The following is a 25,073-nucleotide window of genomic DNA, read 5'->3' on the forward strand; positions in this document are numbered from 1 at the left end:
CCGCCCGGTGGGCCGGACCCCTGTCGCCGGGGTTCGGCCCGCCGGGTCAGTCGGGCAGTGCGGCGCGGCGGGTCAGCCGGAAGTGCTGTCGTTTGCCGTCGTCGCGGATCACCACGCCGTAGCGGGACAGTTCGGCGCGCAGCTCCTTGGCCTCGCCGCCCCGGTCGTGCTCCAACGCCTCCCGCCGGGCCCGCAGCAGCGCATCGGCGCCGGCCGGCAGGCCGGGCAGGTCGGGCACCCAGAGCCGGTACGCCGCGCGGTGCGGATCCGCCTCCGCCCACGGCCAACCGTGCTCCCGGAAAGCTTCGGCCAGTTGGTTGGCCGGCAGGTCGCTGGACTGCCGGGCCAGCTCGGCGTCGTCCGCGTCGAGCAGCACCAGGTTCTTGCCGTCCAGGTAGACCGCCCGGGTGTCCCGTCGTTCGATCTCCCGTTCGGAGCTGCCCTGACGCAGCCGCACCCCGGTGCCGGAGACGGTCACGCGTACCCGCTCGGCGGTGCCGATGGCGGCGATGACCAGCCCGACCAGGATGCCGACCGCCACCCCACCGGGCAGGGCGTACCGGTCGGGCAGGCCGTCGACGGCGCGGAACAGGCCCTGCGCCGGAGCCCAGGGCAGGTCGGCCACCCAACCCGCCCCGGCCACCAGCAACCCACCCAGCGCGCCGCCGACCAGCGGGATCCCACCCCAGAGCACGACCAGTTCGGCGACGCCACCGCTTACCACTGTCGGCGTCCCGTACGCCCTCACGCCACCTCCCGCCGCATGGTGCGGACCGTACCGGCGACCACCGGCACGACCAACCACAGCAGCAGTGACACCGCCAGTCGCTGCCACTGCCCAACGGTCACCTCGGCCGTGAACAGCGGCTCCATGGTCCGCCCGGTGTCCAGCCACTCGGCCGCGCGGTTCAGCGGCCGGACCAGTTCTCCCACGATCGACCAGATGATCGGCAGTACCAGGTAGGTCACGATGGCCAGCGGGGTGTTCAACAGCAGCAGCCCGAACCCCGCGCCCATCAGCACGCTCGCCACCTGGAACACCACGGCGTGCGCCACCAGGGCCGCCTCGATCCGCCAGGTGCCCGCGCCACCCGTGGCACCGGCGATCGCCGTGCCGACGGCGGCGAACGCCAGGCTGCTCAGCACCGCCCCGAGCGCCGCCAGCACCACCGCGACGAGCTTGGCGGTGATCACCCGTTCCCGGCGGGGCACCAGGGCGAACGTGGTGAGTGCGGTGCGCTGGGACCACTCACTGGTGATCGACAGGATGCCGAGCACCGGAAGGAGCACCCCGACCGGCAGCAGCGCGGTGGTGAAGAAGATTGTGAAGTTCTGTTCCGGTGCTTCGGCGTACACCAGGAGGAGCGCGACGATCACGGCGCTGATCAGGCCGATGGTGATCAGCAACCAGCGACCGGCCCGGGTGTCGACGAGCTTGCGCAGCTCCACGGCGGTCAGCCGGGCCAGCGACGGTCGGTGCTCGCCCGGGCGGTGACCCGGGGTGACCTCTGGTGCGGTGCTGACGGTGGTCATCGGACGACCTCCCCGGTCGGTTCGGTGCTGGTGGTGGAGTGCATGACGGGGCCCGCCGCGGTGGCGGTCAGGGTGAGGAACAGCTGTTCCAGGCCACCGCCGCCGGCCGGACGCAGCTCGGTGAGGACCAGCCCGGCGCTCAGCGCGACCTCACCGACCGCGTCGGTGTCGGCGCCGACCAGCAGGCCCTCGGAGCCCTCGCTGACCGTCAGGCCGGCCCGCTGCAGCGCGGCCCGCAACGCCGCACCGTCGCGGGCCCGCACCACGGTGCCGGCACCGGCCAGCAACTCGTCCTTGCCGCCCTGGGCCACGATCCGGCCACCCCCGATGACCACCAGCCGGTCCGCGACCGCCTCCACCTCGCGTAGCAGGTGGGAGGAGAGCAGCACGGTGCCGCCCCGGTCGGCGAAGTCCCGGAGCAGGCCACGCATCCAGAAGATCCCTTCCGGGTCCAGGCCGTTGGCCGGCTCGTCAAGGATCAGCACCCGGGGGTCACCCAGCAACGCGTGTGCCAGGCCGAGCCGCTGACGCATGCCCAGCGAGTACGCCCGCACCCGCCGCCGGGCCGCCGTCGGGCCCAGCCCCACCCGGTCGAGCACCGCACCGACCCGGTGCCGGTCGACGCCCATCGTCGACGCGGCCACGGTCAGCGCCTCCCGGCCGGTCCGCCCGGCGTGCTGGGCGGAGGCGTCCAGCAGCACCCCGACCGTACGGCCCGGGTTGGGCAGCTGCCGGTACGGCTGACCGTCGACGGTGGCGGTGCCGGCGGTCGGTGGGGTGAGCCCGCAGATCATGCGCATGGTGGTGGACTTGCCGGCCCCGTTGGGGCCCAGGAAACCGGTGACCGTGCCCGGTTCGCAGTGGAACGACACGTCCTCGACGGCGGTGTGCCGCCCGTACCGTTTGGTGAGCTGATGTATGGCGATCATGTCGGTGAGCCTGTCTGAGCCGGCCGGCCACCCGCAGCGGCCATCGGTCTGCCCCGCGCGGACCAAGGTCGATACTCAGGTCTCGACTTTGGTAGCTGGTCCGGTGCCCGACCGGCTGCCTACCATTGCGCCTGTGACCAGCGCCGTCGTACTCGATCACCCGGGTCTGCTGCCCGGGGCGCTGGACCCTGGGGTGGGCCGCCGGTCGCGGCGCACCCCCCGCGACTGGCTGGTCGACAGCCTCGCGTTCCTGGCCTGTCTGGCCTGGGTGGTGCTGGCCACCTTCGACGCCGCCTCACCGAGCCCGGCGCTGGCCGACCGGCTGCCCCACGACTGGATGATCGCGGGCGACGCGCTCCTGGGTCAGCTCTGCACGGCGGCGCTCTGGTTACGGCGTCGCTGGCCGGTGGGAGTGGCGCTGGTGACGCTGCCGCTGGGGCTGTTCTCCATCGCGTCCGCCGCCGCGCTGTTGATCATCTTTTTCACTGTGGTGGTGCACCGTCGGACTGCGGTCGCTCTGGCCGTCACCGGGGCCGGGCTCTTCACCAACTTCTTCTTCGCCCTGCTGCGTCCCGAGCCCGGCAGCCCGTACTGGATATCCACCCTCTGGGGCGTGGTGATCACCCTGCTGGTGCTGGCCTGGGGGATGTTCGTGCGGGCGCGCCGGCAGCTGGTGCTGTCGCTGCGCGAGCGCGCCGAGCGGGCCGAGGCCGAGCAGCAACTACGCGTCGCCCAGGCCCGGCAGTTGGAGCGCACCCGCATCGCCCGGGAGATGCACGACGTGCTCGCCCACCGGATCTCGCTGCTCAGCCTGCACGCCGGGGCGCTGGAGTTCCGACCCGACGCGCCCGCCCAGGAGGTGGCCCGGGCCGCCGGGGTGATCCGGGGCAGCGCGCACGCCGCCCTTCAGGACCTGCGCGAGGTGATCGGCGTGCTGCGGGCCGAGACCTCGCTCCCCGACGACCCGGAACGCCCCCAGCCGACCCTCGACGACCTGCCCGCCCTGATCGCCGAGTCCCGGGCTGCCGGGGTCCGCGTCGACCTGCGGGAGCAGGTGTCGACGCCGGACCGCCTGCCGGTGGCCGTGGGACGCAGCGTCTACCGCATCGTGCAGGAGGGGCTCACAAACGCCCGCAAGCACGCCCACGGCGCCGCCGTCACCGTCGGCCTCAGCGGTGCACCCGGTGACGGGCTGCGCGTGGAGATCCGCAACCGCAGGCCGGTGGGCGAGCTGTTCGGGACGACCATCCCCGGCACCGGCACCGGCCTGGTCGGCATCGCCGAGCGGGTCAGTCTCGCCGGCGGCCGGCTGGAGCACGGCAGTGACGAGCAGGGCGACTTCCGGTTGGCCGCGTGGCTGCCGTGGCCGGCGACGTGACCGGCCCGGTGCCGGCCGCCGCCGAGGGCAGTGGCGCGGTGCCGGCGGCGGCTGGCTCCGACGCTCCCGCTGCCGGCGGCAACCACCAAGTGCGGATCCTGATCGTGGATGACGACGCGCTGGTACGCGCCGGGTTGTCGATGATCCTGGGCGGTACGCCCGACCTGAAGGTGGTCGGCGAGGCGGCCGACGGTAGCGAGGTCGTCCGGGCCGTCGCCGCGTGCCGGCCGGACGTGGTGCTGATGGACATTCGGATGCCCCGGCTGGACGGGCTGGCCGCCACCGAGGCGCTGCGCGCGCTGCCCCGGCCGCCGGAGGTGCTCGTGCTGACCACGTTCGACGCGGACGAGCACGTGCTGCGGGCGCTGCGGGCCGGTGCCGGCGGGTTCCTGCTGAAGGACACCCCGCCGGTGGAGATCGTGCGGGCGGTGCGCCGGGTGGCGGCCGGCGAGGCGACCCTGTCGCCGACGGTCACCCGGACCCTGATCGAGCACGTCACGGCCGGACCGGCGGCCGACCCGCGACGGGACCGGGCCGCCCGGCTGATCGAGGGCCTGACCGAGCGGGAACGTGCCGTCGCCGTGGCGCTGGGCATGGGGCGCACCAACGCCGAGATCGCCGCCGAGCTGTACATGAGCGTGGCCACCGTCAAGGCGTACGTGTCGCGGCTGCTGACCCGTCTCGGGCTCAACAACCGGGTGCAGGTGGCCCTGCTCGTACACGACGCCGGGCTGGTCTGAAACCGGTTTGAACCATCCCGCTCCGGTGGCCGTACCACTGCCCGAGGTGCGGTGCTCAAGCGCACCGCTACCGGAGCTGCGGGAGGTCTGCCGTGCGAGTTGATGAGCAGTCGACGGATCCCATCGATCAGATTCTGGGTGAGTTGCCGGTCCCGACGCCGTTGACCCCTGAGGATGTCCGGCTGGCCGTCCGGGCGGTGGTCGTGCACGCGGCCGAGGAGTGGCCGTCCGGGGCGCTGTGCCGCAACGACGGTGCCCGGTTCCCCTGCCGGCTGCATCGTTGGGGTCGGAAGGTACTGCTGAACCACGGGCTCAACGAGCGTCAGCTCGACGCCCTCATCCGGCACGGGAATCCGTTCGTGCACGTGCCGTTCCCGTTCCTGATCAACGGGCCGTCGGCGGGACGTACCCCCGCCGCACGTCCGGCTGGCACCGACCGGGCCGCCGGTTACCCGCCGCGGGCCGCTGGACATCCGGGGCGGCCCGACCGCGCCGCCGGATACCCGGCGCGTGGCCCGGCACCCCGGGTGGCCGCCCCGGTCGGGCGTACCGGTGTGCGAACGCCCGGCTCCGGCCGGCCGGTGGCACCCCCCGCCACCGCGCCGCGCTGGCCGCGGGCGAGCTGAGCGGGCTCGCCCGTCGGCGGTACGACGCCGGCCCGGAGCGCGGGGTCATTCCCCGCCCGCGCCCGGGCCGGCGTCGCGATGCACCGTGCGATCAGCGGTTCCCGGCGGGGATTCCGCAGTTGGGCGCCGCCCAGTAGGTGTTGTTCGGGTGGCGGTCCTGGTTGTTCTCCCGCCGCGAGTCCACGTGGACGTGGGTGTTGTGGCCGGACACGCCGGGCCCGATGATGCCGCTGAAGCCGTGGTTGCGGGCCTGGCGGGCGATCTGGCACAGCGACTTGTCGTTCGAGATGAGGTCGGCGGCGTTGCCGTAGAGGTGCTGGCTGTCCGACGCCCCGCCCACCCGGTTGTTGCAGGTGCGGCTGCGGAACCCGCTGGTCACGATCAGCGGATCGTCGCCGAGGCTCTTGCGCAGCGCCTCCAGCTTCCACATCGTGCGCAGCGCGTTCTGCCGGGTCTGCGTGGTGCTCAGCGGGCCGCCGTCCCACCCGCTGCCGCCGCAGCCGTCGTCCATCTCGCGGTAGGCGAAGTGCCGGGGCGTGCAGTTGTTGTCCTGGAGCTGGTACAGCTTCCGGAAGGTCTGCGGCCCGGCGATCCCGTCGACCCGGAGGCCGTACGCGGACTGGAAGCGGCGTACCGCGGCGGCGGTCTTCGGGCCGAACCGTCCGTCGAGTTCCACGACGTTGTTGTTGCCGGCCCAGCCGGCTATCCGTAGTTGCAGCTCCCGCACGTCGCTGCCGGAGCGACCCTGGTAGAGGTTGCGGTCCCAGGTGTAGCAGCCGTCCGCATGGGCCGCTGGCGCGGCGACCACCGAGGCGATCGCGGCGCCCGGCAGGGCCAGGGCGAGGGCGACGACTGCCCGTTTCAAGGTGTGTACGCGCACAGAAGTCCTCCCGATAGGAGAGTGAATGGGATGGCATCCGGGACTTCGACCGGGCTGTCCCGTGGATCCACCCTCGCACCGGAGCGAACGATTGGAGGGGATTAACGAGAATTGTCCTCACAATTCGCGATGCCTGAGGATCGGCTGGGAATTAGTCCTGTTTGAGAAACCGGCAATCGGTGGTGAGGGGCCGTAGAGATGCCATTTCGGCGCGGAAGGTCGCAACCGGTGACACGGAGGGTGATGTTCTCCGAGCCTGCCGGCCCGGTAACGTCAGCGCGGGCGACGACGGGGAGGCGGGCGTGGCGCGTGGTGGCATCTTCTGCGTCGAGGGCCAGTGGCACCGGGATCTCAACGAGCGCGGATCCGTGCTGCCCACCCTGGAACTGCTCGAACGGCTGGGCAAGGTCCGCTTCATCCACAAGGACGCGGCCACCCGCGACGAGCTGTTCTACTTCATCGACCGCTGGCTGCTGAAGCAGTACGCCGACCACCGGCTCGGCTTCTTCGCCATGCACGGCGAACCGAACCGGCTGTGCCTCACCGACTGGCATTCGGTCGAACTCACCGAGGTGGCCGAGTTGATGGCCGGGCGCTGCGAGGGACGCCGCCTCTACTTCGGCAGCTGTTCGGTGCTGCGCGCACCCGAGCCGGTGCTGCGGGACTTCCTCGCCGTCACCGGCGCGGCGTTGATCTGCGGCTTCACCCGCGAGGTCGACTGGGTCGAGTCGGCGGCCTTCGAGACCGTCCTGCTCGACGTGCTCGCCAACGGCCGCCGGCACAACGCCGCCGAGCTGCGGATGGGCTCGGCGCACTGGGCACCCCTCGCCTCGTACCTGGGCTTCCGGATCATCTACGCCAACGGTCGGGCCTGGCGACCGTCGCTGCGCCCCCGCGTACCCAGCCAGCCGTCCGCCGGTCAGCACGCCTGAGTGCTGGTAGAAACGAGCGATGGCACGCATGATCGCTCGTAACACCCCGGTCGACCGGGACGAACTTGTCGAGTTTCTCCGACCCCGGCACCGGGTGGTGCTGATGACCACCCGCGCCGACGGCCGACCGCAGTCCTCTCCCGTCGCCGCCGGGGTGGACGCCGCAGGCCGGCTGGTGATCTCCAGCTATCCGGAGCGGGCGAAGGTCGCCAACATCCGCCGCGACCCTCGCGTGTCGGCCTGTGTGCTCTCCGACGACTGGAACGGCCCGTGGGTGCAGATCGACGGGCAGGCCGAGGTGCTCGACCTGCCCGAGGCCCTCGAACCGCTGGTGGAGTACTTCCGCAGCATCTCCGGCGAGCACCCGGACTGGGACGAGTACCGCGAGGCGATGCGGCGGCAGGGCAAGTCGTTGATCAGGATCACCATCACCGGGTGGGGTCCGGTGGCGACCGGAGGATTTCCCGCTCGACTGGCCGACTGACCCGGGCGGGGCACGGCGGATGCCGCGCCCCGCCGGGGGTTCAGCGCCGAGCCGTCGCGTACGTGGCGCAGCCGATCAGTTCCATCGACACCTGGAGCCGTTCCAGGCTGATGTTCTTGGCGATGGTGTCCTCCGGGCTGTGGTACGGCGGCTCCAGCAACGCCGGTGACTCCTCGCCGCGCCAGGAGAAGTTCGCGCTGGCGATGCCGACCTCCTGGAATGACTGGTGGTCGCTGGCGCCGCGCTGGGTGACCGGCGAGATCCGCGGCTCGTAGCCGAGTCGCCGGGCGGCGGCGGAGACCTCGTCGGTGGCCCGGTTGCTCTCGCCGGTGAACGACAACAGCCAGTACCGGGTCGCCGGGTCCCAGCTGGTCGCGACCATGTCGTTCTGATAGACGGCGAGGATCCGGTCCCGTTCGGGCTGCGGCAGCTGGGCCACGTAGTAGCGCGAACCGATCAGCCCCTGTTCCTCCGAGCCCCACAGGGCGAACCGCACCGTGGCATTGATCGGTACCGCCTTCAACACCCGGGCCAGTTCCAGGCAGAGCACGGTGCCCGAGCCGTCGTCGTTGGCGCCCGGAGCGCCGATGACCGAGTCGTAGTGGGCGCTGACCATGACGACCGGCCCGTCGCAACCCGCCCGACCGCGTCGCTCGGCCAACACGTTGTGCGAGGTCAGCCCCCGGTGGGCGGTGGTGGCAATGGTCAGGGTGAGCGGCCCGGCCGCCAGCAGGGCGCGCAGCCGGTGCTTCTGCGCCTGAGCCACCCCGACGACCGGGATCGGCAGCGGCGCGGCGGCGGAGCCGGGCAGCGTGGGGGAGAACGCCGACGCGCGACGGGGCGCCACCAGGTCGGCCGGCAGGAAGACCACGGCTGCCGCACCGGCCGCCACGGCGGTGGCGGCGAGCTGTTCGCGCTGGGCCGCGACATAGTCCACAAGCACGATCCGGCCGCTGACGTCGGCCGGGTAGTCGCCGGGCGTACCCGCGCCGACATCGACCACGGAGGCGGTGACCCTGGTGTCCAACGCGGCCTGCCCGCTCGCCCCGACCTGCCAGTTCAGGTCCCGGGGCAGCCCGGACGGCGAGCTGAGCTGGGCGAGGAACTTGTCGGCGACCGGGAAGGGTTGCAGCGTGGTGTCGTAGCGCAGCCGGTCGAGCTGGCCGGCGATGTAGTGCGCCGCCCGGCGCTCCGAGTCGGTGCCGCCGATCCGCGGGCCGATGTCCTCGGAGAGCACCTTCAGGTGTTGCAGGGCGCGCTGCGCCGACAGTTGGGCCACGACGACCCGGTCCTGCGGGGTGAGGGCCGGGGGCCGGTGCGCGCCCGGGCGCTGGCCGGTGGCCGCCCAGGCGGGGGCGGGCAGCGCCACGGTGGCGGCGCCACCGAGTGCGACGGTCAACATCCGTCGCCGGTCGAGCAAGCCTGATCCGGTGGAGCGGGACGATTCGTGCGGGGTTGTCACGGTGTCGTCGAGCGAGGCCAAGACGGCGCCCTCCTGATTCGAGGTCCGACCCGCGCGTCAGGGGTGTGACGTCCGGGTCACAGAGACTCGAATCTATCCGGCGGGCTGCCGGCGCTCAAGATCAGAGATCAGTACGCGGCGGTGAAGCGCATGTTCGGGAAGCGCTCGTTCTCGATCTCGTCGACCACCGCGACCGCCAGGTCCTCGTAACTGAGCACGCTGCGGCCCCGCGCGTCGGTCACCGGCTGGTCGGTGCCGGTGCGGTACCGGCCGGTGCGCTCGCCCGGGTGGAACTCCAGCGGTGGCGGGCAGACGTACGTCCAGGTCACCCCGTCGGCCGAGGAGCGGTATACATCCAGGGCCTCCGCCTGCCCCAACGCGGCGTCGCGGTACTCGTCGGGAAAGTCCGGGTCGTCGAGCAGCGGGGTACCCGCCGGGCTCAGCAGGGTGGCACCGCCGCCGACGTGGATCACCCGAGGCGCCGCCGGCATCCCGCGCAACGCGTCGAGCACGGCCCGCGCCGCGTCGGGCCACAGCGTGCGGTTGCCGCCGCCGATCGCCACCACCAGCGCATCCGCCTCCGGCGCGAGTTCCCGCACGCTCCGCTCACTTGTCGCGTCCCCGGTGACGACCCGAACCCCGGCCGGCAGGTACGGCGCGTCCGCCTCCGGGCGGCGTACCGCGGCCACCACCCGGTGCCCTCGGTTGAACGCCTCCCTGACGATCCGGGAACCCGCGGTGCCGGCCGCACCGAACACGACGACGTCACTCACGCCGCCGCCCGCTTCGCGGATCGGCGGCGCGAGGCGCCCGCTGCTGTGCCTGATGGTTCGCTCGCAAGCTCGCTCACGCCTTCAGGCTAAGGAGCACGCCCGCCGGTCGTCGGTGGAACGGCGATCCCGGCGCTCAGTCGACCAGCGCCGAGTAGACCAGCTGGCGTAGCTGCGGGCGGAGCGGCCAGGTACTCGACGGCATCAGCTGGGTGAAGAACATGGCGGTGATCTCCTCGACCGGGTCGACCCAGAACGCGGTGCTGGCCACGCCGCCCCAGTAGTACTCGCCGACACTGCTCGGTACCCGGCTCGGCACGGGGTCGTCGACGACCGCGAAGCCGAGACCGAACCCGATGCCGTCGAGGTTGGTCTCGGCGAACCCGCCCGTGGACAGGGTGCCCAGGTCCTGCCCATCAGGCAGGTGGTTGCGAGTCATGAAGCGCACCGTCCGGGGACCGAGCAGACGGGCGCCGTCCAGCTCACCGCCGCGCAGCAGCAGCTGGGTGAAGCGGTGGTAGTCGGCGGCCGACGAGATCAGCCCACCGCCGCCGGAGAGCAGCACCGGCTTCTCGTACGCCAGCGCGCCCAGCGCGTCGTGACGTACCGCGCGACCGGACGCCGGGTCCGGCACGTACAGGGCGGCCAGCCGTTCGGCGTCGGCGCCCTCGACGTGCCAGCGGGTGTCGCCCATGCCCAGCGGACGCAGGATCCGTTCGGTCAGGAAGGTGTCCAGGCTCTGCCCGGAGACCACCTCGATCAGCCGGCCGAGCACGTCGGTGGCGACCGAGTAGCCCCATGCGGTGCCGGGCTGGAACAGCAGCGGCAACTCACCGAAGGCCCGGCAGGCCCCGGCCAGGTCGACCTCGGCCGGCGGGTAGAGGTCGTAGCCGGCGGCCCGGTACAGCCCGTCGACCACCGACGTCTGCATGAAGCCGTAGGTCAGCCCGGCGGTGTGGGTGAGCAGGTGCCAGATCCGGATCGGCTCGATCGCCGGCACGGTGTACGGCTTGAGTGTCGAACCCTTCGAGTAGACCCGCATGTCGGCGAACTCGGGCAGCCAGCGCCCGATCTCGTCGGTCAGCTCGAAGCGGCCCTCCTCCCAGAGCATCATCGCCGCGACCGAGGTGACCGGCTTGGTCATCGAGTAGATCCGCCAGAGGGTGTCCGGCTGCACCGGCGTGCCCGCCTCGCGGTCCCGCAACCCGTACGTCGAACTGTGCGCGATCTCGCCACGCCGGGTGACCACCGCCTGCCAGCCGGCGAGCCGGCCGGAGTCGACGTAGCTGGCGAAGTGTTCGTCGATCCGGGCCAGCCGCGTCGGGTCGAATCCGACCTGCTCCGGCTCGATGCTGGGTGCCATGCTCACCCCAGGGAACCTACCGGCCGGTACGCGGGGCGGGGAAGGCATGTTGTCGGGGTCACTGGTTAGCCTGCGGGACATGCCGGAGCCGACCGAGGACGTCACCTTCCACGACGAGGACTGGTACGCCGAGGATCTCGCGGACCGGCACTTCGTCAACTGCACCTTCCACCGGGTGGATCTCACCGAGGCGACCAGCCGGGGCGCCACCTTCGAAGGCTGCACCTTCGGTGACGTGACGTTGAACGTCTCCCGGCACGCCGACTCGGCCTTCACCCGGTGCGTCTTCACCCGGTGCAACCTGTTCGAGGCGGAGTTCACCGGCTGCAAGCTGCTGGGCAGCACCTTCGACCGTTGTGACCTGCGGCCGTTGACCGTGACCGGAGGCGACTGGTCGTTCCTCACCCTCGCCGGTGGCGACCTGCGAGGCGCGCGGTTCACCGGCGTACGCATGCGGGAGACCGACCTGTCCGGGGCCGACCTGACGGGTGCGTCGCTGACCGGGTGCGACCTGTCCGAGGTGCAGTGGCGCGACGCCCGGCTGTCCGGTGCGGACCTGCGCGGCAGTGATCTGGCCGGGCTGGATCCGGCCACGGTGCACCGGGCCGGGACGGTCATCGACCTGATGCAGGCGGCGACCCTGGCCCGGGCCCTCGGCTTCGACATCCGCGACTGACCGCCCGTTCGGCGGCCCGCTTCGGCAGTAGCCTGGTCGGCGACCGTCCCACACGACGGAGACGACCCGGGGAGGACGAGCAATGCCCGCTTTCGCGTTGGCGCACCTGCGGAACCCGCAGGTCAATGAGGATATTCTGACCTACCTGGAGCGGATCCAGGCCACGCTGGAGCCTTTCGGTGGCCGGTTCGTGGTGCACGGCCCGGAGGTGGACGTACGCGAGGGAGAGTGGCCGGGCAGCGTGGTCATCCTCGAGTTCCCCGACCGGCAGCAGGCACACGCCTGGTACGACTCGCCGGCCTACCAGGAGATCCTGCCGCTGCGTACGCGGCACATCGACGCCTCGGCGATCATCTTCGACGGGGTGGGCCCGGGCTACGACCCCGGCCAGACGGCAACGGCACTGCGGGCGCAGGCGGCGGCCGGCTGAGCCCACGGGACAGTTTGTCCGTCACTCCGGGTCCACCGGGTCGTAACGTCCTGCTGTCCGTGTTCGACCGTCCTGTGTGGAGGCCAGGCCGATGAACAGCAGCAGCAGTACCGTCCGTCCCGCCCCGCCCGACGGCGAGCGGCCCGGGGTGGGGCTGCGGGAGATTCCGCTGCCGCCGTACGTGACCGCCGAGGATGCCCAGTTCGCCGTGCGGGCTGTCGTGGTGCACGCGCCACGGAACTGGTCGGGCGGCACGGTCTGCCGCAACGACGCCAGCCCGCACCCGTGCCGTCTGCATCGGTGGGGCACCCGGGTGCTCGCGCTACGCGGTCTGCACGACGCCGACATCGCCGCGCTGATCGAGCGCGGTGATCCCGCTGCCCCGCTGCCACCCCGGTCCCCGGCCTGACCGACGCCGAGCCGGCCCAGGACGGGGAGAAGCCGCCGAGCCGACGGGATCCGCACGGCCGCGCTGATGGGGCGCGACCGGTTCGGATACCCGCGCAGCGCGCCTTCATGCCTCCTGTCGCGCTGACATCGCTCTATTTGACGGACGCCCCGACAGCGGGCACCGTGGGGGCTGGGAGGGGCCTTGAGCTGCCCCGATGTGGCGGTGGTGGCACCGCCCGGGAGCCCAGAAACCCACGAGGAGTCCCACCATGCTCACGATGACCGACAACGCCGTCCTGGTGATCCGTGATCTCGCCGCGCAGCAGGACGTCTCCGAGGGCGGCGGCGTACGCATCGCCGCGGACACCACCGCTGGCTCGCTCACCGTCGAGTTGGTGCCCGCGCCGATCGAGGGCGACCATGTGGTCGACAACCAGGGTGCCCGGATCTTCCTCGATTCCGACGCGGCCGACCTGCTCGGTGACGCCTCGGTCGACGCGACCGTCGACGACGAGGGTGTCGTGCAGTTCGGGTTCACCGAGCAGGAGTAGCCCGGGCCAACGCGTTCAGTACGTGGGCCAGATGGTGCGAGGTGCTCCACGCCATCCAGTTGGTTGCCGAGCCGACCCCGGCGCCGCGCCGCGCCCGGCGCGAGATCTCCTGATCACCCCAGGAGAAGCTCGCACCCGTGGTCGGCCAGTGCGGGCCCGACACCAGCGTGCGACACAGGTCGGCGACCCGCTGGTCGCCCTGTCCCCGGCGGCGCGACCAGCGGTGGATCAACCAGGCGTCGTCGCCGGTGTAGGGGACCGTCAGGTGCCGGTCGACGGTCGGCTGGCCAGCGGCCGGGGTCACGCCGTAGTCGCCGAAGGTGACACCCAGGTCGGCCAGCCGTTGCCAGAGCAGCCAGTCCCAACGATCCACCCGCACCGGCTCGTCGATGGGCAGTCGGGACAGGGCCGGTGGCATGCCACCGGCCACCACGCTCACCGAACGCCAGGCGTGCCGCCGGGTCCAGTCCAGCATCCGCCGGACCCGGGGCTCGACCAGGCGGACGTCCGCCGGGCAGCACACGTCACCGCAGTCGAGCACCAGATCACACTGCTCAGGGGCCAGCCGCGCGTGCCTTCCGATCCGCTCCACGGCCGTGGTGGTTGCGTCGGGGCCGGCCCGGTCCTGGCGTAGCCGCAGGCGCACCACGCCCCGTTGGGGCTGCGCGCGAGCCGTGGCACCGAGCGCCGCCAACCGCCGCTCACCGTCCGTCAGGCCGATCACCGGCACCAGCGGTACGCCCTGACGGGCCAACGCGGACGCCGTGGTGTCGGGTAGGGCGCCGATGTCGACGGCGGGGAGCAGTCCGGGCGGCAGTCGGGTCAGCTGGTCGATGACGTTCTTGTCGACTTCGGACAGTTGCAGGATCGGGCTGAGCATCGGGGCGAGGGCGTCGTCGAGGTGGCCGAGCGCCTCCAGTTCCCCGCGCCGTGCGGCGAGGATGGGACGGTAGACCGGCTCCTCCGCCCGTCCTCCGAGGGCGGGCATCATAATTCAATGTAGCCAGACGATTACCCACCTCCCAGAGCGGAGCAGCGGGAATTCGCCGGACAGGTGTCAGCTCCCCGACTATCCTCGCGCGGTGGCTGCTACACCGACCCGGTACCGGTCCGCCGACGAGGACAGCGCCCGCTGGCAGGGCTTTCCCTTCCGTCCCGGGGACATCGTGATCAGCACCCGCTCCAAGAGCGGGACGACCTGGATGCAGATGATCTGCGCCCTGCTGGTGTTGCGTACGCCGGAACTGCCGGCGCCGCTGACCGAGCTGTCGCCCTGGCTCGACTGGTTGGTCGAGCCGCAGGAGCGGGTGTACGCGCGGCTGGCCGCCCAGCGGCACCGTCGCTTCATCAAGACCCACACCCCGCTGGACGGGGTGCCGAACGATCCCCGGGTGCACTACGTGGTGGTGGCCCGCCATCCGCTCGACGCGGCCGTCTCGCTGCACCACCAGGGTGCCAACCTGGATCGCGCCCGACTCGCCGAGTTGACCGGTCAGCCGGCCACACCCGGGCCGGACAGCCCTCGTCCGCCGGTCGAGCAGGCGCTCGTACGCTGGATCGACGCGGATCCGGATCCGCGCGCCGAACTGGACTCGCTGCCGGGTGTCATGCAGCACCTGCGCGACGCCTGGGCCCGCCGGCACCAGCCGAACGTGCACCTCGTCCACTACGATGACCTCCGGGTCGACCTGGCCGGGCAGATGCGGCGCCTGGCCGAGCGCCTGGACCTCGAACCTCCCGGACCTGATCTGGTGGAGGCGGCAACCTTCGACCGGATGCGGGCCCGCGCCGACCGGCTCGCGCCCGACCCCGCCGGAGTCCTGAAGGACCGCAACGCCTTCTTCCGCAGCGGCCGGTCCGGTCAGGGCAACGCGCTGCTCGCCGCGGCGGCGCGGGCCCGCTACCGGTCCCGGGTCGCCGCCCTGGCGCCGCCGGACCTGCTGGCCTGGCTGCACCGGGCCGAGGCGTGAACGTCGGCGCCCCGGGCGGCGGATGCCGTCCCGGGGCGCCGGTGAGCCGAATCGGGCTCGGTGATGGCCAGGTCAGTCGTCGTTCCGGTCGTCGTCGTCCCGGTCGTCGTCATCGTCATCGTCGTCCCGGTCGTCATCGTCGTCGTCCACCGGCTCCTGCTCGGCCTTGACGACCTCACCGGACTGCCGGTCGACGTCGATCTCGTGTTCGGTGCCGCCGTTGACGATCTCGACCTCCCAGACGGCCCGGCCGTTCTCCTCATCCCGGTCGGTCTCGGTGATCCGCCCACCACCGGCCTGCGCCAGCGCGATCTCACCGGCTCGCTCCCGACTCACCGCGTCGCCCTCCGTGGCCTGCTGGTTCTGCCCGGGAGTACTCGGTGCAGCACCGGTCGGCTCGGCCGTGGTGGTGGCGCTCGGGCCGGTCGTGGTGGTGCCCGTCGGGTCGATCGTGGTGGTGCTGGCCGGGCCGCCGGTCGGGGCGCCGGTCGCGGCGGTCAGGGTCGTCTGCCGTGCCCGACTGTCGTCCGCCGCCGCGACGCCGAGGAACACCCCGGCCACCGTGAGCACCGCCGCCGCGCCGCCGACCGACGCCATAATCAGGGGGTTGCGCTTCATCGTCTGCACCTCTCCTCGGTTGTTGCATCGAGGATCGGCCGCGCGGCGATAGCAGCGCGCTGTCCGAACCCTAAGCCCCGGTTAAGACCGGCCTGCTCACGGAAAGCGACCGTGCTGGGAGCACAAGGAACCTCGCCCGGTGGCCGTCTCCGGCCGAGCCGGAGTGCCTCGCCGGGCGAAGCGGAACGCCAGCCGGGCCGGGACGGGGACGGGACGGAGGGTTACGCCCGGCCGAGCCAGAGCGTCACCTCGGCACCGCCGCCGGGCCGCTCGCCGAGTGACAGCCGGCCGCCGCTGGCCTGGGCCGCCCGGCGGGCGATGTCCAGCCCGAGTCCGGTCGAGCCGGCCTGGCTCGCTCCCCGACGTACCGAGGCGGCGGTGATGCCGGGGCCCTCGTCGGCAACCGTCAGGATCACCTGGTCGCCGACGGCACGGAGCCGGACGGCGAAGGCAGTGCCGTCCGGGGTGTGCGCGAAGACGTTGCCGAGCAGGGCGTCCAGCGCGGCAGCCAACTCGTCGGCCGCGACGGCGACCGGAACCGGGCCGGGTGCCAGGTCGAGGTCGACCGCGCGGCCGGTCTCCTCCGCCAGCACCGACCAGAAGGCGACCCGGTCCGCCACGGTGGTCGCGGCGTCGGCGACCACCGCGCCATCGGCGGGGGTACGCCAGCGGGCCTGCCGGATCAGGCCGGTGACGGCCCGCTCAAGTCCGTCCACCGCGTCGATCACCCGGGCGGCGTCCTGCGGGTCGCGCAGTGACTCGGCCTCCAGACGCAGGGCGGTCAGCGGCGTACGTAGCCGGTGCGACAGGTCGGCCACCTGTTCCCGCTCCTGCACCAGCAGCTCCTGGATCCGGCCGGCGAGATGGTTGAGGGCGCCACCCACCTCGCGCAACTCGACCGGTCCCGCCGGGCTCACCCGCGCGCCCAGTTCGGCGTTGGCCAGCCGGTGCGAGACCTCCGACAACTCACTGATCGGGCGGACCAGCGTGCGGGCCAGCCGGTCGGCGACGGCCAGGGCGATCAGCACCAGCAACGCTCCGAGCAGGGCCAGCACCAGCCAGGCACGACCCACCCCGGCGGTCATCTCCGCCCGCGGCACCACGGTGCGGATCACGGTGGTGCCGTCCGCGCGGCCCTGCACCGCGATGACCACCTCCCGGCCGTCGGCCGTCTCGGCGGTGAGGCTCTGCCCGCGCCCGGCCAACTCCACCGCCGGGGTACGCGCGGCGTTCGAGCCGAGCACCGTGCCGTCCGGCAGGAACACGCTGACCGGCCGGGCCGATTCGGCGGCGAGCTGTTCGACGGTCAGCCGTACGGTCTCCGCGTCGGCGGTGCCGACCACCGGAGCGAGGCTCTGCGCGTCGGCGGTGGCCCGCACCGTCGCCCGGTCCTCCGCGGCGGTGTGCAGCAACAACGCCAGCGGCACCAGGAAGGCGATCACGATGAGGACGCTGACCGCGGCCACCAGCAGCGCCAGGCGCGCCCTCACCCGCCGACCTCCGGAGTGACCAGCCGGACCCCGACCCCGCGTACCGTGTGCAGGTAGCGCGGATGCTGGGCGCTCTCGCCGAGCTTGCGGCGCAACCAGGACAGGTGCACGTCGACGGTCTTGTCCGCTCCGCCGTACGGGATCTGCCACACCTCGGTCAGCAACTCCCGCTTGGTCACCACCTCGCCGACCCGGGTGGCCAGATGCCGCAACAGGTCGAACTCGCGTGGGGTCAGCTCGACCGGCTCGCCGTCGAGGCTGACCTGCCGGGAGCGGGGGTCGATGCGCAGCCCACCGACCACCACCGTCGGATCCTCCGTCGGTCCGCCGGGTCCGCGGCGGAGCACCGCGCGGACCCGCGCGTCGAGCTGGGCGGCGGTGAACGGTTTGACGACGTAGTCGTCGGCCCCCGCGTCGAGTACCCGGACGATCTCCCGCTCGTCGTCGCGGGCGGTGGCCACGATGACCGGGACGGCGCTGACGGCCCGCAGCATCCGCAGCAGCTCGCGGCCGTCCAGGTCGGGCAGCCCGAGGTCGAGTACGACCAGATCGGGGCGGTCGTCGAGGGCGTCGCGCAGCCCGGTCATCGCGGTGGAGGCGGCGGCCACGGCGTGCCCCCGCTCGCGTAGCGCCCGCACCAGCGGGGCACGGATGGTCAGGTCGTCCTCGATCAGCAGCAGGCGGGCCACAGCAGGCAGAGTATCCCCGGCGATCGGTGCCGGCCGGTTTCGTTAACCGTCCCTTAGCGTTGCCCGAAGGTCGCCCCAACCGGTGATCGGGGATAGTCGGGTGATGGGCCGTCGAACCTTCCTCGCCGTGGCCGGATGGCTGGCCACCGCGGTCGTCGCCACCCTGATCGGGCTCGCCGCGATCCGGTTGGTGGGTGAGAGTCTCACCGGGACGCCCGGTGGGGTCCGCAGCCAGGAGGAGATCGCCCGCGCGCTTGCCGAGACGGCACCGGTCGGCACCGGATCGCCCGGCAGCGCCCCGACCGGCACCCCGGCACCCGGCAGCGGGCCGACCGGTACCGGCCTGAGCGGGTCACCGTCGAGCCCGTTGTCGCCGGCCGGCCCGAGCGCGGAGCCGGGCAACCGCCGCGGCTTCTCCACGGCCGGCGGCAGCGCGGTGGCCGAGTGCGTGCCGGGCGGGGTCTACCTGGTTTCCTGGAGCGCGCGACCGGGTTACCGGGTCGACGACGTCGATCGCGGCCCGGACGACGACGCGGACGTGACGTTCGTCGGCCCGAGCGGCGAGTACGAGCTGTCGGTGCGGTGCGTGGGCGGGGTACCCACCGTCGACCTCGACGACGACTGAGCCGCGTACAGCTTCCAGACGTCACCGCAGGTCAATGGCATGATCAATTAAGTGAATGTCCCTTATCGGACAGCCGATCGTCTGGCTGTCGACAGGCAACGCAACATACGTTCGAGGCACAAAGCGGGCCGATCGGCGCTGATCCCCCTTTGGTCGCCGCAACAACTCAACACGCCAGGGCCGCTCGGCCGGGTCGGGGAAGGAGTCCGATGTCCAGCGCGAGAGCCAGGAGCGGAGGGGCACCGCAGCCGGTGCCGGGGGATGAGGCCACGGCCCACGCCGAGGCCGAACACACCACCTGCGCCGGCGCCGGCATGCCACTGACCGCGAGAGTTCTGTTCGCGGTGGTCAGCGCCGACGGCCTCCTGGTCCGCGGACTGGGCGCGGCGGCGGCCAACCGGTTACAGACCGGGATGTACCAGGTGGTCTTCGACCAGGACGTGACCGGTGCCGGCGTGGTCGGCACCGTCGGCCTCACGGGAAGCTCCGGACTGGCACCCGCCGGTCAGCTCACGGTGGCCGGTCGTACCGGCATTCCGAACGCCGTCTTCGTGACCACGTTCGACGGTGCCGGGTCGGCCGCCGACCGTCCCTTCCACCTGGCCGTGCTCTCCTGAGCACCCGTGGAGGGTGTCGTCGCACACGAGCGCGCGGCGCCGTTGACCCGAGGGTCGAAACCGCGCCGCGCTCGGCCGTCTCCCACCGCCGCAGCCGTACGGCGGTACGTCAGCGGGGACCTGGCATGACCGGTCGTACCGGTCGCTGGTGTCGATCCCCGATCGGCGTGGGTCCAAACCCCGGGCGGTGGCCGATTTCCACCATGTGCGAAGCGCGGCGTGGACCGGCCCGCGACGGGGTATGTGTCGGGGCATGGAGCACTTCACTATTGCGACTGTCGCCGAGAAGAGCCCGGACTTCCGGCGGGTGCTGTGGACCGGGGAGCACACCCAGTTGGTGATCATGACGATCCCGCCGGGCGGCGAGATCGGTGAGGAGGTCCATGAGGACATCGACCAGATCCTGACCTTCGTCAGCGGCACCGGTGAGGCACGGGTGGCCGGCGAGAAGCGCGAGGTGGTGCAGGGCGACCTGGTGGTCGTACCGGCCGGCACCCGGCACAACTTCGTCAACACCGGGCCGAACCCGCTGGTGCTCTACACCGTCTACGGGCCGCCGGAGCACGCCGACCAGGCCGTCCACCGCACCAAGGAGGAGGCCGACGCCGCCGAGGCCGCCGGCGAGGACGAACCACCCACCTCCTGAGACCTCCGCCCTGGCCGGTGTCCGCCCAGACCGGCGGAGACCGGCGGGGCGGCGTGATGAGGCCCGAAATCCTGGGTACGCCGACCGCATGGAGCAGCCGGCGATCTCCGACTACGGGTACCTCTCCGACTGCCGTTCGGGCGCGTTGGTCAGCCGGGCCGGCTCGATCGACTGGTGGTGCCCGCACCGGTTCGACTCGCCCGCCGTCTTCGGTCGGCTGCTCGACCCGAACGGCGGTCACTGGCAACTGGCACCGGTGGCCGTGGGACAGCCCGGGCACCGGGTGCAGCGCTCGTACCAGCCGGACACCCTGGTGCTGCGTACCGTGCACCACACCGCGGAGGGCAGCGTCGCGGTCACCGACGCCCTCGCCGCCGAGGTGGGCGCCCGCGCCCACAAGTTCGGCATGCGCTCCCCGGCCGTGCTGCTACGCGTCGTCGAGGGACTGTCCGGCCGGGTGCCGATGGCCCTGGACTACCGTCCGCGACCCGAGTACGGCCTGCTCACTCCGTACCTGCGGGAGCTCCCCGACGGTGCGGTGGCGGCCATGGCCGGCCCGGTGGCGTTGGTGCTGCGCTGCGCCGGACTGCCGCTGCGCGCCGAACAGGACCGGGTGCGGCAGACCTTCACCGTGGACGCGGGGCAGGTGCTCGGCTTCGACCTGGCCTACGCGCCGGCGTACCGCGAACCACCGGCCCGGCTGGACCCGATCGACACGCTGGCGGACACGGTGCTGGCCTGGGAGGCGTTCCGCGAGAGCCACCGGTACGAGGGGCGTTATCCCGAGGTGGTGCGGCACAGCGCCACGGTCCTCACCGGCCTCACCTACGCCCGCAGCGGCGCGGTCGCCGCCGCGCCGACCACCTCGCTGCCGGAGAAGATCGGCGGCGACCGCAACTACGACTACCGCTTCTGCTGGCTGCGGGACTTCGCCATGACCGTGCGGGCGCTGTGGGTGGCGGCCTGCCCGACCGAGTCGTCCCGCCTGTTCGAATGGGCGGCCCGCTCGATCGGCCGGGTCGGCTCCGATCCGGTGCCCGTGCTGTTCGGCCTGGAAGGGGAACGGGACGTCTCCGAGCACGTCTGTCCCCACCTCCTCGGGTACGCCGGAACCGGACCGGTACGCGTCGGGAACGACGCCTGGCTGCAGCGGCAGCTCGACGTGCCGGGCGAGGTCATCTCGGCGGTGTGGCGGTTGCACGAGTACCTCGGCGACCAGCTTCCCGCAGAACTGCGCGACATGGTGCTGGGCCTCACCGAGCAGGTGGCGGCCACCTGGCGACTGCCCGACCGGGGGATCTGGGAACCGCGCGACCGTGAGCGGCACTACCTGTCGTCCAAGGTGCTCTGCTGGGTGGCGATGGACCGGGCGGTGCGGCTGGCCCCGCAGCTGGGAGAGCAGGCGGACGTGCGGCGCTGGGCCGGCATCCGGGACGAGATCCGGGCGACCGTCCTACGGGACGGCTTCGACGCGCGCCGGGGCGTCTTCACCGGCGCCTTCGGGGCACCGGAACTGGACGCGGCGGCCCTGTACCTGCCGGTGGTGGGTTTCCTGCCGGCCACCGACCCACGGATGCGGGCGACGATCGAGGCGGTCGAGCGGGAACTCGGCAGTGACGACGGACTGATCCACCGCTGGGACGACGACGCGGCGGGCTTCGTGCTCTGCTCGTTCTGGCTGGTGGAGTGTTTGGTGCTGGCCGGTGAACGGGAGCGGGCCGCCCGGCTGTTCGAGCGGGTCACCGGGCACGCCAACGACGTCGGGTTGTTCAGCGAACAGATCGACCCGGTCACCGGGGCACACCTGGGCAACATGCCGCAGGCGCTGTCCCACATCGGCCAGGTCAACGCCGCCTGGCGGCTGACCGACCCCACCGGCGAGTGATGCCTGCGCCGCATCGACGGCGGGTGCACCACTCGTCAGCGTGGTAGCACCGGTACGCCGGAGACGTCGATCGTCTCCGGATACTTCACCCCGGCACCGGTGTTGAGCACGACGACCCGTTCGCCCGCCCGGATCCACCCACCGGCACGCAGCCGGCGCGCGGCGGTCAGGCAGGCGGCCCCCTCGGGGCAGAGCAGCAGGCCCTCCCGGGCGGCGAAGTCCCGCAGGTCGGCCAGGATCTCGGCGTCGTCCACCGCGATCGCGGTGCCGGCGGTGGCCCGCAGCGCGGCGAGGATCAACTCGTCGCCCAGCGGTGCCGGAACGGTGATGCCGAACGCCACCGTGTGCGCGTCCTCCCACGGCCGTGCCCGGTCGTCCCCGGCGGCGAACGCCCGCACGATCGGCGCGCAGCCGGTGGCCTGCACCGCCACCAGTCGGGGCAGCTTGTCCTCGACCCAGCCCAGCTCCCGCAGCTCGCCGAGAGCCTTGTGGATGCCGATCAACCCCACCCCACCGCCGGTCGGGTAGATGATGACGTCGGGCACCTGCCAGCCCAACTGCTCGACGATCTCGTACCCCATCGTCTTCTTGCCTTCGAGGCGGTACGGCTCGCGCAGCGTACCGGCGTCGAAGACGGTGCCCTCGGAGGCCGCGACCAGCGCGGCCACCTGTCGCCCGGCGTCGCCGATCAGCCCGTCGACCAGGCGCAGGTCGGCACCGGCGGCCACGCATTCCCGACGGCAGATCGCCGGTGCGGACAGCGGCATCACGATGGTGGCGCCCAGCGCCGCCCGGGTCGCGTAGGTGGCCCACGCCGCGCCCGCGTTGCCGTTGGTGGGCATGGCGATCCGTCGTACGCCCAGCTCCCGGGCGCGGCTCACGCCCACGGCCGCCCCACGCGCCTTGAACGAGCCGGTCGGGGTCAGCCCCTCGTCCTTGACCAGCAGCTCGTCGATGCCGATGTCCGCACCGTACGCCGGCGCGCGCAGCATCGGCGTCCATCCCTCGCCGAGCGTGGTGACATTCCGCGGGTCGGCCACCGGTAGCAGCTCCCGGTAACGCCACAGATCGGCCGGGCGTAACCCGAACCGCTCCGGCTCGATCACCCGGGACGCCGCCGCGAGGTCGTAGCGCGCCAGCAGCGGCGAGCCACATTCGCAGAGGTTCTGCGGTACGTGGGCGTCGTGTTCCCGGCCGCAGCGCGGGCACTCGAGGTGGGTCAGATACACGCCGCTCCTCGCCGTCTCAGCTCGCGTCCACACTGCGCCACGCGCGGCTGCGGCTACCCGGCTCGTAACCGGAGTCCAACCGCTTCGCCACCACCCCGGGCAGGCCCTGTTCGCGCGCCGCACGCATGGTCTCGGCACCGGCGCCGGGAAACCACGGCGGAGTCTGCCAGTGCGGCCCGGTCAACGCCAGCGAGTCGAGCAACTCGCGGCGCTGCGGGTACGGCAACTCCAGGCTGCTCACCCCCTCCAACCACAGCAGGTCGATCAGCAGGTACTGGGCATCGACGGTGCTGCGCCCGCCCCGCGCCGGCCGGACCTTCCCGGCGCGGTCGATGCGGACCAGGACGCCGTCCAGCACGACCTCCGTCGGCGCCAGGGCCTCGGCCATCGGCCGCAGCCACGGGTACCCGCCGGTGATCTCCTCACCAGCGTCGGAGAGCAGCCGCAGCCGCCCGCCGGAGACGTACGCCACCGCGCGTGTCCCGTCCCAGCGCAGCTCGTACCCCCAGGCGGCCTGATCGGTGGGGAGCCGACCGGCCGGCGTGGGACGCATCGGCTCGACCAGATCGGGCATAGCGGTCCAGCCCGGCGGTGGCGGGTCGGTGCGTCGCACCATCCAGTCCCGGCCGTCGCGTCCACCGGTGGCGAAGAGCACGTACCGTCCGGTGGTCCGCTTTCCCCGCAGCTCGACCACCACCTCGCGGTCCTGCCACTTCTCGCAGCGGTAGGTGCCCCGGTCGTGGATGAGCATCCGGCCGCCGCCGTACTCGCCGGCCGGGATCTCGCCGGAGAAGTCGAGATACTCCATGGGGTGGTCCTCGGTGTGCACGGCGAGGTGGTTGCGCCCCGGATCGCGGGGCAGCCCGCGCGGCACCGCCCAGGAGACGAGCACTCCGTCGCGCTCCAGCCGCAGATCCCAGTGCAGGCTGCGGGCGTGGTGCTGTTGGATGACGAACCGGGCGCGGTCGCCGGCCCGGGACCGGCGGGGACGCTCGGCCGGCACCGGTTCGGGGGTACGCGCGGCGTCCCGCTTGCGCCGGTACTCCTCAAGCCGGTCAGCCACGTCCCGCATTCTCCGGCAAATCGCGCCGACGCGCCCGGCGGCGGGATCCGACGCGCCCGATCTCGGGCATGCCGAGGGTCATCGGGGGTAGAACGGTCGACATGAACCACAGTGACCACCCCACCGCAGTTCTCCCCGGTGACGTCCGGATCCCACTGCTCGGCTTCGGCACCTGGCAGGCGACCGGTGAAGAGGGCTACAAGGCCGTCCTCGCCGCGCTCGACGCCGGCTACCGGCACATCGACACCGCCACCATGTACGGCAACGAGGAGGAGGTCGGCCGGGCGATCCGGGAGAGCGGGCTGCGCCGGGAGGACGTCTTCATCACCACCAAGCTCCCACCCGAGCGGGTCGGCCGGGAACGGGAGACGATCGAGGAGAGCCTGCGTGCCCTCGGCGTCGACTACGTCGACCTGTGGCTGGTGCACTGGCCACCGAACAATCCCGCTGACCTGATCCCGGTCTGGCGGGAGATGCTCGCTGCCCGCGACGCGAACCTGGCCCGGGCGGTCGGGGTCAGCAACTTCAGCACCGCCCAGATCGACGAGCTGATCCAGGCGACCGAGGAGAACCCGGCGGTCAACCAGATCAAGTGGGGACCCCGGCTCTACGACCGGCAGCGGCACGCCGAGCACCGGGACCGTGGGGTGGTGCTGGAGGGCTACAGCCCGTTCAAGACCACCGACCTGTCCGACCCGGTGCTGACCCGGATCGCCGGCGCGCACAACGTCTCGCCCGCCCAGGTGGTGCTGCGTTGGCACCTCGACCACGAGATCGTGGCGATCCCCAAGTCGGTGACGCCGGAGCGGATCCGCGCCAACGCGGACGTCTTCGGCTTCTCGCTGACCGCCGAGGAGATGCGCGACATCGACGCCCTCGGCTCCTGACCCGGGGCCGGGCGACGCCCGCCGCGACGCCACCGCGAGGCGGCGCCCGCCGTGGGGCAGTGCCCGCCGTGGGGCAGTGCCCGCCGTGGGGCAGTGCCCGCCGCGAGGCGGAGCCGTCGCGACATGCGGCAACTCGGGCTCTCCCGGAGCGCTGAGAGCCCGAGTTGCCGCAATCCGCCTACGGCGCCGGTTGCCGGTCGCCGGCGTCGC

28 protein-coding genes are annotated in these 25,073 nt (G+C 72.4%); 15 read left to right on the forward strand and 13 right to left on the reverse strand.

Annotation, left to right across the window (positions count from 1 at the left end; translation table 11 throughout):
* Positions 1-46: 46 nt before the first annotated feature.
* The 3 genes from AB0J93_RS00070 to AB0J93_RS00080 are packed head-to-tail and all read right to left on the reverse strand — an operon-like array spanning position 47 to position 2,462.
* Positions 47-748: a hypothetical protein gene (locus AB0J93_RS00070; RefSeq protein ID WP_363916535.1), complete on the reverse strand. Its 702-nt coding sequence runs from the start codon at positions 746-748 to the stop codon at positions 47-49.
* Positions 745-1,533 (reverse strand): ABC transporter permease, encoded by a 789-nt coding sequence (locus AB0J93_RS00075; protein ID WP_363916537.1) that lies wholly within the window; start codon positions 1,531-1,533, stop codon positions 745-747. Before AB0J93_RS00075 ends, AB0J93_RS00070 begins: the two co-directional genes overlap by 4 nt.
* Positions 1,530-2,462 carry an ATP-binding cassette domain-containing protein gene (locus tag AB0J93_RS00080; protein WP_363916539.1) on the reverse strand — a complete coding sequence of 311 codons (933 nt, stop codon included), beginning with the start codon at positions 2,460-2,462 and terminating at the stop codon, positions 1,530-1,532. Before AB0J93_RS00080 ends, AB0J93_RS00075 begins: the two co-directional genes overlap by 4 nt.
* A gap of 133 nt (positions 2,463-2,595) precedes the next feature.
* On the opposite strand from AB0J93_RS00080, the gene AB0J93_RS00085 reads away from it, so the two are divergent.
* The 3 genes from AB0J93_RS00085 (at position 2,596) to AB0J93_RS00095 (ending at position 5,206) form a co-directional block, all read left to right on the forward strand.
* The gene (locus AB0J93_RS00085) at positions 2,596-3,840 is read left to right on the forward strand and encodes a histidine kinase (protein ID WP_363916541.1); all 1,245 of its coding nucleotides are present in this window, start codon (positions 2,596-2,598) and stop codon (positions 3,838-3,840) included.
* A 38-nt stretch (positions 3,841-3,878) separates the two neighbouring features.
* On the forward strand, positions 3,879-4,580 hold the full coding sequence (locus tag AB0J93_RS00090; protein WP_363917630.1) for a response regulator transcription factor: 702 nt from the start codon (positions 3,879-3,881) through the stop codon (positions 4,578-4,580).
* 92 nt (positions 4,581-4,672) lie between these two features.
* Positions 4,673-5,206 (forward strand): hypothetical protein, encoded by a 534-nt coding sequence (locus AB0J93_RS00095; RefSeq protein WP_363916543.1) that lies wholly within the window; start codon positions 4,673-4,675, stop codon positions 5,204-5,206.
* A 91-nt stretch (positions 5,207-5,297) separates the two neighbouring features.
* Here AB0J93_RS00095 and AB0J93_RS00100 read toward each other — a convergent pair whose 3' ends face one another.
* Positions 5,298-6,086, reverse strand: coding sequence for a D-Ala-D-Ala carboxypeptidase family metallohydrolase (locus tag AB0J93_RS00100; RefSeq protein ID WP_363916545.1), 789 nt, complete (start codon positions 6,084-6,086; stop codon positions 5,298-5,300).
* 302 nt (positions 6,087-6,388) lie between these two features.
* Between AB0J93_RS00100 and AB0J93_RS00105 the strand changes: the two genes are divergently transcribed.
* Positions 6,389-7,018 carry a hypothetical protein gene (locus AB0J93_RS00105; protein ID WP_269739628.1) on the forward strand — a complete coding sequence of 210 codons (630 nt, stop codon included), beginning with the start codon at positions 6,389-6,391 and terminating at the stop codon, positions 7,016-7,018.
* Positions 7,019-7,037: 19 nt separating this feature from the next.
* Positions 7,038-7,502: a PPOX class F420-dependent oxidoreductase gene (locus AB0J93_RS00110; protein ID WP_363916547.1), complete on the forward strand. Its 465-nt coding sequence runs from the start codon at positions 7,038-7,040 to the stop codon at positions 7,500-7,502.
* 40 nt (positions 7,503-7,542) lie between these two features.
* Here the strand turns inward: AB0J93_RS00110 and AB0J93_RS00115 are convergent, their stop codons facing one another.
* From AB0J93_RS00115 to AB0J93_RS00125, 3 genes are all read right to left on the reverse strand, one after another.
* Positions 7,543-8,904, reverse strand: a complete 1,362-nt coding sequence (locus AB0J93_RS00115) for a M20/M25/M40 family metallo-hydrolase (protein ID WP_363916549.1) — start codon at positions 8,902-8,904, stop codon at positions 7,543-7,545.
* A 188-nt stretch (positions 8,905-9,092) separates the two neighbouring features.
* Positions 9,093-9,737: an NAD(P)H-binding protein gene (locus AB0J93_RS00120; protein WP_363916551.1), complete on the reverse strand. Its 645-nt coding sequence runs from the start codon at positions 9,735-9,737 to the stop codon at positions 9,093-9,095.
* Between the two features lie 133 nt (positions 9,738-9,870).
* Complete coding sequence (locus AB0J93_RS00125; RefSeq protein WP_363916553.1) at positions 9,871-11,103, reverse strand: serine hydrolase domain-containing protein; 1,233 nt, start codon at positions 11,101-11,103, stop codon at positions 9,871-9,873.
* Positions 11,104-11,176: 73 nt separating this feature from the next.
* Here AB0J93_RS00125 and AB0J93_RS00130 point away from each other — a divergent pair, with 73 nt between their 5' ends.
* The 4 genes from AB0J93_RS00130 to AB0J93_RS00145 all read left to right on the forward strand — a co-directional run bounded on the left by AB0J93_RS00130 (position 11,177) and on the right by AB0J93_RS00145 (position 13,144).
* On the forward strand, positions 11,177-11,773 hold the full coding sequence (locus AB0J93_RS00130) for a pentapeptide repeat-containing protein (protein ID WP_363916555.1): 597 nt from the start codon (positions 11,177-11,179) through the stop codon (positions 11,771-11,773).
* A gap of 82 nt (positions 11,774-11,855) precedes the next feature.
* Positions 11,856-12,203, forward strand: a complete 348-nt coding sequence (locus AB0J93_RS00135; RefSeq protein ID WP_363916557.1) for a DUF1330 domain-containing protein — start codon at positions 11,856-11,858, stop codon at positions 12,201-12,203.
* A gap of 91 nt (positions 12,204-12,294) precedes the next feature.
* The gene (locus AB0J93_RS00140) at positions 12,295-12,612 is read left to right on the forward strand and encodes a hypothetical protein (protein ID WP_363916560.1); all 318 of its coding nucleotides are present in this window, start codon (positions 12,295-12,297) and stop codon (positions 12,610-12,612) included.
* 250 nt (positions 12,613-12,862) lie between these two features.
* Positions 12,863-13,144: an adhesin gene (locus AB0J93_RS00145; protein WP_363916562.1), complete on the forward strand. Its 282-nt coding sequence runs from the start codon at positions 12,863-12,865 to the stop codon at positions 13,142-13,144.
* Here AB0J93_RS00145 and AB0J93_RS00150 read toward each other — a convergent pair.
* Entirely contained in the window at positions 13,128-14,132 is a 1,005-nt protein-coding gene (locus AB0J93_RS00150) for a beta family protein (protein ID WP_363916565.1), read from the reverse strand. The two genes, AB0J93_RS00145 and AB0J93_RS00150, sit on opposite strands and share 17 nt — an antisense overlap.
* Positions 14,133-14,226: 94 nt before the next feature.
* Here AB0J93_RS00150 and AB0J93_RS00155 point away from each other — a divergent pair, with 94 nt between their 5' ends.
* Positions 14,227-15,114, forward strand: coding sequence for a sulfotransferase domain-containing protein (locus AB0J93_RS00155; RefSeq protein ID WP_363916567.1), 888 nt, complete (start codon positions 14,227-14,229; stop codon positions 15,112-15,114).
* A 72-nt stretch (positions 15,115-15,186) separates the two neighbouring features.
* On the opposite strand, the gene AB0J93_RS00160 is transcribed toward AB0J93_RS00155, so the two are convergent.
* The 3 genes from AB0J93_RS00160 to AB0J93_RS00170 form a co-directional block, all read right to left on the reverse strand.
* A complete protein-coding gene (locus AB0J93_RS00160; RefSeq protein ID WP_363916569.1) occupies positions 15,187-15,732 on the reverse strand; it encodes a PepSY domain-containing protein in 546 nt (181 codons plus the stop codon).
* A 221-nt stretch (positions 15,733-15,953) separates the two neighbouring features.
* Positions 15,954-17,222: a HAMP domain-containing sensor histidine kinase gene (locus AB0J93_RS00165; protein WP_363916571.1), complete on the reverse strand. Its 1,269-nt coding sequence runs from the start codon at positions 17,220-17,222 to the stop codon at positions 15,954-15,956.
* Positions 17,219-17,911: a response regulator transcription factor gene (locus AB0J93_RS00170; protein ID WP_363916573.1), complete on the reverse strand. Its 693-nt coding sequence runs from the start codon at positions 17,909-17,911 to the stop codon at positions 17,219-17,221. The genes AB0J93_RS00165 and AB0J93_RS00170 overlap by 4 nt, the downstream gene beginning before the upstream one ends.
* A 103-nt stretch (positions 17,912-18,014) precedes the next feature.
* Here AB0J93_RS00170 and AB0J93_RS00175 point away from each other — a divergent pair, with 103 nt between their 5' ends.
* From AB0J93_RS00175 to AB0J93_RS00190, 4 genes are all read left to right on the forward strand, one after another.
* Positions 18,015-18,536 carry a septum formation initiator gene (locus AB0J93_RS00175; protein WP_363916575.1) on the forward strand — a complete coding sequence of 174 codons (522 nt, stop codon included), beginning with the start codon at positions 18,015-18,017 and terminating at the stop codon, positions 18,534-18,536.
* 209 nt (positions 18,537-18,745) lie between these two features.
* Positions 18,746-19,153 (forward strand): hypothetical protein, encoded by a 408-nt coding sequence (locus AB0J93_RS00180; RefSeq protein ID WP_363916577.1) that lies wholly within the window; start codon positions 18,746-18,748, stop codon positions 19,151-19,153.
* Between the two features lie 241 nt (positions 19,154-19,394).
* On the forward strand, positions 19,395-19,799 hold the full coding sequence (locus AB0J93_RS00185; protein WP_363916579.1) for a cupin domain-containing protein: 405 nt from the start codon (positions 19,395-19,397) through the stop codon (positions 19,797-19,799).
* Positions 19,800-19,887: 88 nt separating this feature from the next.
* Positions 19,888-21,684, forward strand: a complete 1,797-nt coding sequence (locus AB0J93_RS00190; RefSeq protein WP_363916581.1) for a glycoside hydrolase family 15 protein — start codon at positions 19,888-19,890, stop codon at positions 21,682-21,684.
* A gap of 35 nt (positions 21,685-21,719) precedes the next feature.
* On the opposite strand, the gene AB0J93_RS00195 is transcribed toward AB0J93_RS00190, so the two are convergent.
* Positions 21,720-22,913: a threonine synthase gene (locus tag AB0J93_RS00195; RefSeq protein ID WP_363916583.1), complete on the reverse strand. Its 1,194-nt coding sequence runs from the start codon at positions 22,911-22,913 to the stop codon at positions 21,720-21,722.
* A 16-nt stretch (positions 22,914-22,929) separates the two neighbouring features.
* Positions 22,930-23,976 (reverse strand): DNA polymerase ligase N-terminal domain-containing protein, encoded by a 1,047-nt coding sequence (locus AB0J93_RS00200; protein ID WP_363916585.1) that lies wholly within the window; start codon positions 23,974-23,976, stop codon positions 22,930-22,932.
* A gap of 101 nt (positions 23,977-24,077) precedes the next feature.
* On the opposite strand from AB0J93_RS00200, the gene AB0J93_RS00205 reads away from it, so the two are divergent.
* Complete coding sequence (locus AB0J93_RS00205; protein WP_363916587.1) at positions 24,078-24,863, forward strand: aldo/keto reductase; 786 nt, start codon at positions 24,078-24,080, stop codon at positions 24,861-24,863.
* Positions 24,864-25,073 lie beyond the last annotated feature (210 nt).

Source organism: Micromonospora sp. NPDC049374 (assembly GCF_040677165.1).
Taxonomy (GTDB): Bacteria; Actinomycetota; Actinomycetes; order Mycobacteriales; family Micromonosporaceae; genus Micromonospora.

Coding starts and splice junctions, on each gene's coding strand:
- AB0J93_RS00075 (WP_363916537.1), bottom strand. CDS start 1,533: ATGACCACCGTCAGCACCGCACCAGAGGTCACCCCGGGTCACCGCCCG.
- AB0J93_RS00080 (WP_363916539.1), bottom strand. CDS start 2,462: ATGATCGCCATACATCAGCTCACCAAACGGTACGGGCGGCACACCGCC.
- AB0J93_RS00110 (WP_363916547.1), top strand. CDS start 7,038: ATGGCACGCATGATCGCTCGTAACACCCCGGTCGACCGGGACGAACTT.
- AB0J93_RS00115 (WP_363916549.1), bottom strand. CDS start 8,904: ATGTTGACCGTCGCACTCGGTGGCGCCGCCACCGTGGCGCTGCCCGCC.
- AB0J93_RS00130 (WP_363916555.1), top strand. CDS start 11,177: ATGCCGGAGCCGACCGAGGACGTCACCTTCCACGACGAGGACTGGTAC.
- AB0J93_RS00135 (WP_363916557.1), top strand. CDS start 11,856: ATGCCCGCTTTCGCGTTGGCGCACCTGCGGAACCCGCAGGTCAATGAG.
- AB0J93_RS00140 (WP_363916560.1), top strand. CDS start 12,295: ATGAACAGCAGCAGCAGTACCGTCCGTCCCGCCCCGCCCGACGGCGAG.
- AB0J93_RS00145 (WP_363916562.1), top strand. CDS start 12,863: ATGCTCACGATGACCGACAACGCCGTCCTGGTGATCCGTGATCTCGCC.
- AB0J93_RS00150 (WP_363916565.1), bottom strand. CDS start 14,132: ATGCCCGCCCTCGGAGGACGGGCGGAGGAGCCGGTCTACCGTCCCATC.
- AB0J93_RS00160 (WP_363916569.1), bottom strand. CDS start 15,732: ATGAAGCGCAACCCCCTGATTATGGCGTCGGTCGGCGGCGCGGCGGCG.
- AB0J93_RS00175 (WP_363916575.1), top strand. CDS start 18,015: ATGGGCCGTCGAACCTTCCTCGCCGTGGCCGGATGGCTGGCCACCGCG.
- AB0J93_RS00180 (WP_363916577.1), top strand. CDS start 18,746: ATGTCCAGCGCGAGAGCCAGGAGCGGAGGGGCACCGCAGCCGGTGCCG.
- AB0J93_RS00185 (WP_363916579.1), top strand. CDS start 19,395: ATGTGTCGGGGCATGGAGCACTTCACTATTGCGACTGTCGCCGAGAAG.
- AB0J93_RS00190 (WP_363916581.1), top strand. CDS start 19,888: ATGGAGCAGCCGGCGATCTCCGACTACGGGTACCTCTCCGACTGCCGT.
- AB0J93_RS00205 (WP_363916587.1), top strand. CDS start 24,078: ATGAACCACAGTGACCACCCCACCGCAGTTCTCCCCGGTGACGTCCGG.